The 4,519-nt window shown below is 67.8% G+C and carries 4 protein-coding genes; all 4 read left to right on the forward strand.

What is annotated here, in order from left to right:
- Positions 1 to 71: 71 nt before the first annotated feature.
- The 4 genes from Q0R13_RS05130 to Q0R13_RS05145 all read left to right on the forward strand — a co-directional run bounded on the left by Q0R13_RS05130 (position 72) and on the right by Q0R13_RS05145 (position 3,635).
- Positions 72 to 851 carry an enoyl-CoA hydratase gene (locus tag Q0R13_RS05130; protein WP_293900456.1) on the forward strand — a complete coding sequence of 260 codons (780 nt, stop codon included), beginning with the start codon at positions 72 to 74 and terminating at the stop codon, positions 849 to 851.
- A gap of 118 nt (positions 852 to 969) precedes the next feature.
- Positions 970 to 1,239: a 30S ribosomal protein S20 gene (gene rpsT, locus Q0R13_RS05135; protein ID WP_293900459.1), complete on the forward strand. Its 270-nt coding sequence runs from the start codon at positions 970 to 972 to the stop codon at positions 1,237 to 1,239.
- A gap of 431 nt (positions 1,240 to 1,670) precedes the next feature.
- Positions 1,671 to 3,140: a chromosomal replication initiator protein DnaA gene (gene dnaA, locus Q0R13_RS05140; RefSeq protein WP_293900462.1), complete on the forward strand. Its 1,470-nt coding sequence runs from the start codon at positions 1,671 to 1,673 to the stop codon at positions 3,138 to 3,140.
- A gap of 138 nt (positions 3,141 to 3,278) precedes the next feature.
- A complete protein-coding gene (locus Q0R13_RS05145) occupies positions 3,279 to 3,635 on the forward strand; it encodes a DUF6481 family protein (protein WP_293900465.1) in 357 nt (118 codons plus the stop codon).
- The last annotated feature ends 884 nt before the right edge of the window (positions 3,636 to 4,519 follow it).

Genomic DNA, 4,519 nt, shown 5'->3' on the forward strand with positions numbered 1-4,519 from the left:
GCCCGCCTGCGCGCGCTTGGCTATTCGGTCACGGGGCCGTAAGTCGCGTTCCAAAGCCCGGAGCGCGCCCCATGAGCTATGAGACCCTGATCGTCGAGAGCCCCAGCGCGGGCGTCACCCTGATCCGCCTCAACCGGCCGGAGGCGCTGAACGCGCTGAACAGCCAGCTCCTGAGCGAGCTGTCGGCCGCATTGGACGCCGCCGAGGCCGACGACGGCGTCCGCTGCGTGGTCCTGACCGGGTCGGAGCGCGCCTTCGCCGCCGGCGCCGACATCAAGGAGATGTCGGAGAAATCCTACGCCCAGATGTTCGCCGCCGACTTCTTCGGCGCGGCGGCGCGGCGGATCGAGCAGTTCAGGAAGCCGATCGTCGCCGCGGTCGCCGGCTATGCGCTGGGCGGCGGCTGCGAGCTGGCCATGCTGTGCGATTTCATCATCGCCGCCGAGAGCGCGAAGTTCGGCCAGCCGGAGATCAACCTGGGCGTCATGCCGGGCATCGGCGGCACCCAGCGCCTGCCCCGCGCGGTGGGAAAGGCCAAGGCCATGGAGATGGTGCTGACCGGCCGGATGATGGACGCCGCCGAGGCCGAGCGGGCGGGCCTGGTCTCCCGCGTGGTCGCCGCCGACAAGCTGCTGGACGAGGCCCTCGCCGCGGCCGCCAAGATCGCCGGCCAATCGCCCCTGGCCGTGGCCATGAACAAGGAGCTGGTCAACACAGCCTTCGAGACCACCCTGGCCACCGGCGTGGCCGTTGAACGCCGCCTGTTCCACTCGCTGTTCGCCTTCGAGGACCAGAAGGAGGGCATGGCCGCCTTCGTCGAAAAGCGGAAGCCGGACTTCAAAGGTCGATAGGCCGCGAGATACAGGTACGCGCGCCATTGACCCGCCGGGCCCCTTTCAGTATATCCGCGCCTCCAATTTCGCCTGCCCGGCAACGGGCGGGACCTATCCGTATTGAGAGCAGTTCCGAATGGCCAACACGCCCGGCTCCAAGAAGGCGGTCCGCAAGATCGCCCGCCGCACCGAAGTGAACACCGCCCGCCGCTCGCGGGTGCGCACCTTCCTGCGCAAGTTCGACGAAGCCGTGTCCTCGGGCGACGCGGGCGCGGCCAAGGACGCCTTCGTGAAGGCCCAGTCCGAACTGATGCGCGCGGTCACCAAGGGTGTCGTGCACAAGAACACCGGCTCGCGGAAGGTCTCGCGCCTAGCCGCCCAGCTGAAGAAGATGCCCGCCGCCTGAACCGCCTCGGCGGGGGATCCATCCCCCTCGGGTTTCGGCCGCGGGCCGATGGGGTCTCCACCCCCTCTTCGCCTCTAGGAATTCGACCCCAGCGCCCTTCGGGGCGCTGCTTTTTTATGCGCGCTTGCGAAGCCGCATTGCGGCGCCTGCGACCAAAAACCTCAGCCTCCAAAACCGCAGTTTGGGCTTTCCCCTTGGCCGAAAAGGGGACCCGGCGAGTCAACACAAATATGTCTTGGCGGCGCGAAGAATCACCGTTGACCCCCCCATGGCCGACAGTAGTGTCGGGCTTCCAACAGGTTCATTCCTTGTGATCCCGGCTCAAACCGGGGCGGCGGCGGGACACATGTGTTCGCTGCGTAAGGGTTTGTTTGTGTTGAATAATATGCGTGGTCGGGGGGTTCGGGGCCCTGGCTGTCGATGGTGGATCGATGGGGTTTCGAAGTATGACGAGCGGGGGGGTTGCCGGAGCTATGGCAAGCGCGCCGGCATTGGCCGTGTGGAGCAAGACGTGCCTGGTTCTCAAGCGCGAACTCGGCGATGCGACCTTCGGGTCGTGGCTGGGCCAGGCGTCCCTGCGCGAGAGCGGCGACGAGGTCTGCGTGGTCGCCGCGACCGGGATCGCGCGCGACTGGATCCGGCACAATGCGTGGCGCCGGATCGGCGAGCTTTGGGCGCAGAACGACCCCCTGGGCCGGCGCCTGGACCTGAAGTCGCGGATGGAGGCGGACGCCGCCCCGTCGCCGGCCGGCGGGCCCGTCGCCAAGGCGCCGACACCGGGGCCCGCGACGGCCCACGGGGTCGCCAAGGTCTTCGAGATCGACGCCGAGGCGGTGGCCCCGATCGTGGCCCGGCAGGGACGCCAACAGGGCCTGCAGGAGCGCTACAGCTTCGACACCTTCGTCTCCGGCCCGGCCAATGAGTTCGCCTTCGCGGTTGCCCGCCGGGTGGCCTCCTGGGCCGACGGCCACTTCAACCCGGTGCTGTTCCATGGCCCCTACGGCTTCGGGAAGACCCACCTGCTGAACGCGCTCGCCTGGGAGGCCATGCGCGCCGAGCCCACCAAGCGCGTGGTCTATCTCTCGGCCGAGCGGTTCACCTCGACCTTCGTCAAGGCGCTGCAGGACAAGCAGACCCAGGCGTTCAAGGAGGACCTGCGCAACGCCGACCTGCTGCTGATCGACGACGTCCACTTCGTGGCCGGCAAGACCCAGACCCAGGAAGAGCTGTTCCACACCCTGATCGCCCTGGTCGAGGACGGCCGCCGCGTGGTGCTGACCGCCGACCGCTCGCCGACCGAGCTTTCGGAGATGGAACCGCGGCTGCGCTCGCACCTGCAGGCCGGCCTGGTCTGCGGCATCGAGCCGGCCGACCGCACGCTTCGCCTGGGCATCCTGGAACGCAAGCTGCACACCCTGGCCCACCAGGGCGGATTCGTACCGGCCGCGCGGGCCGAGGTGCTGCAATTCCTGGCCGATCGCTTCACCGACAGCGTCCGCGAGCTGGAGGGGGCGCTGAACACCCTGGTGGCCCGGGTGAGCGGTGACATCGCCCGTCTGACCCTGGACGAGGCCCAGGCGATCCTGCGGCCCCACCTTTCGGTCAACGAGCGCAAGGTCACGGTGGACATGATCCAGAAGATGGTCGCCGAGCACTTCGGTCTGAAGCAGGCCGACCTGATCTCCGAGCGCCGCGCCCGCGCCGTGGCCCGTCCGCGGCAGGTGGCGATGTGGCTGGCCAAGCAGATCACCACCCGGTCGCTGCCCGACATCGGCCGCCGGTTCGGCGGGCGCGACCACACCACCGTGCTGCACGCCGTGCGCCGCATCGAGGCGCTGAAGGCCGACGATCCCGCCCTGGCCCGCGACTGCGACGTCCTGCTGCGCAAACTGCGCGGCTGACCAACGCGTTTGTGGGGAGCGGCGAGGGGCCCGTCGAGCGGCGGACCCTTTGTCGTGCAGGCCCCGCGGGACCTTGGGCGCGAAAGGGCGTAAGCTGCGTGTACCCGCGCAACCGCGGCCCCTCCAGAAAAGCTGCCCATGAGAGATCTTAAAGGCTCCAGCCATACCGACCGCCAGACCGCCGCGGCGGAGGCCAAGGCGGCCCTGCTGGCGAAGCTGAAGCCAAAGCCCACCGTCATCGACCCGCTGTTTGCCGAACGCGAGGCGATGAAGGCCGATGAGCTGAAGGCGGTCCGCGCCGCCCGTGAGATCGAGAAGGCCGAAGCCAAGCAGGCGGCCGCCGACAAGGCCGCCGCCGCCCAGGCCGCCATCGAGGCCGACGAAGAGGCCGCCCTCGCCGAGAAGCGCGGGGCGCGCAAGGAGCGCAAGCAGCTCAGCAAGGACGAAGCGAAGGCGAAACGCGACGCCAAATACGCGGCGCGCAAGGCCCGCTGAGCCGCCGCGCCAGACCCCTCCCGGCGGGCGGCTTTTGAGAGAAAGCCTGTCCGCCGCGAGGAAATATGATGACCATCATACTATGGCGCGGCGTAGCCGCACCCGCCGCGACCCACCCCGAGTGTCATCCCGGTATTCGCGGTACGCGAAAGACCGGGACCCATATGTGGACGGCCCCGGCTTGCAAGGCGGAAGTTCGGAGGGCGACGGATCGCTTGCATCCATATGTCCGGCCTATGATCGGGCGTGAGCCCTGGCCAAGATGGGTTCCGCGGCGCGAGGTCCAGACACCATCGCGGGTCTGTTGGCCCATTGGGTCCCACGGAGTGTCTCGCGTCTTGGAGCGATGGCGGCCACGGACGGCTCCTTCGTTTGAGATCTCCACCACGGTGCGGTGCGCCTCGGTCGGCTGGCTGATTGTGGACGGCGAGGATTTCAAGGCGCTGGCGCCAAACATGGGCGGTCACGAAAATAGCGCGCAGGTTTCTGGAGTGATCCAGATCCCCACGCGCTGCGTCGTAAGAATCAGCCCGCTACAGGAGCCGCCTATTTCTTCTTGGGTGCGTCCTGAGACAGCACGGAAGCCGCCAGGGACTTGGATTGCGCCAGGGTAGGCTTGACCGATCCAGAGAGGACGCGGGAGGCGAGGGTAGCTTCTTTGGGCGTCGTGTGACGTGAGGGGGCCTTGGCCATGATCGTATTCCTTCGTTTCAGGGGTGACGGATTCCTCGGAATCCGCTAAAACGAAGCCGTGACGGAACGCTTAGGCGCCTGTCACGGCGCACCGTCTAACAAGGCGGTTTGCCACATGGGATACTCCTCTCTCCTGCGCCTTTCCGGGCTGGGGTTGGCGGTCCTAGGCGAGCTGACTGACGTCATACTCG

Origin of the sequence: Phenylobacterium sp., assembly GCF_025351295.1 — a bacterium.
Classification (GTDB): domain Bacteria; phylum Pseudomonadota; class Alphaproteobacteria; order Caulobacterales; family Caulobacteraceae; genus Phenylobacterium.